The following is a 1,011-nucleotide window of genomic DNA, read 5'->3' on the forward strand; positions in this document are numbered from 1 at the left end:
TTCCCCGTGTTGGGAATCATAGAAAATATGAGTTACTTTATCCCACCAGACTTGCCCGAGCGTCAGTATGACCTGTTTGGCTCTGGAGGAGGTGAAAAAACATCTAAAGAACTAGGTATTCCCTTGCTCGGTTGTATTCCCCTAGAAATTTCCCTACGGCAGGGAGGAGATCAAGGATTGCCCATCGCTGTTGGTAATCCAGAGTCAGCCTCCGCTAAAGCACTGGTAGCGATCGCATCTCAGATTGCTGCCAAAGTTTCCATTGCTGCCCTGTCTAATTAACAAAGGCATAACTTAAAAATAGAAAATGGAAAATCACCATTAACAATTTTCTAATCGCTAATGCCTAATAGCTCATACAGTCAGCCGTCAGCCGTCAGCTATCAGCCGTCAGCTTATTTTATTCAAAAGCAATCAGTGGCTGATCACAGGCTTTTGGCTCAAAGCACCTCAAGTAGCTTGTGTATAACCTGATAGCTGATAGCACCTCAAGTAGCACCTCAAGTAGCGCTAATCGCTGATAGCTTAGCTCATACCTAATCGCTCATACCTCATAACTGATGGTACAAATTAATAAATTTAGAATTAGAAATAGTATTCGTTGGCGGCTGTTTTGGGCCCCTTGGCAGGACTTAGACTGGCAACTGTTATTCCTGACTGTGGGGCTAACTATCTTTGGGGCAGTGATGATTCGCTCTGCAGCCATCGACAATATTGGCAACTATTGGGTCTCCCACTTGCTCATTGGTGGTATTGGATTGTTCTTTGCTCTATTCATTGCGCGATCGCGTTATCAATCCCTGATCCAATGGCATTGGGTAATTTACGCTATCACCAATTTGTCCTTAATTGCTGTAATGATGATTGGTGCTACTGCTAAGGGGGCTCAGCGTTGGGTTACCATTGGAGGGTTTAATGTTCAACCCTCAGAATTTGCCAAGATCGGGTTGATTATTACTCTAGCTGCCATCTTGCACAAACGACCAGCTACTAGCATTCCAGCAGTAATAG

At 44.3% G+C, this 1,011-nt stretch carries 2 protein-coding genes; both read left to right on the forward strand.

Annotated features, from left to right (window positions below; genetic code table 11):
* A partial coding sequence (locus F6K49_RS52965; protein ID WP_293111157.1) for a P-loop NTPase occupies window positions 1-282 on the forward strand: 282 nt, incomplete at its 5' end.
* A gap of 278 nt (window positions 283-560) precedes the next feature.
* Window positions 561-1,011 (forward strand): FtsW/RodA/SpoVE family cell cycle protein (locus F6K49_RS52970; RefSeq protein WP_293111159.1); only part of this gene is annotated, 451 nt, incomplete at its 3' end.

The sequence above is a fragment of the Moorena sp. SIO3I6 genome, from assembly GCF_010672095.1.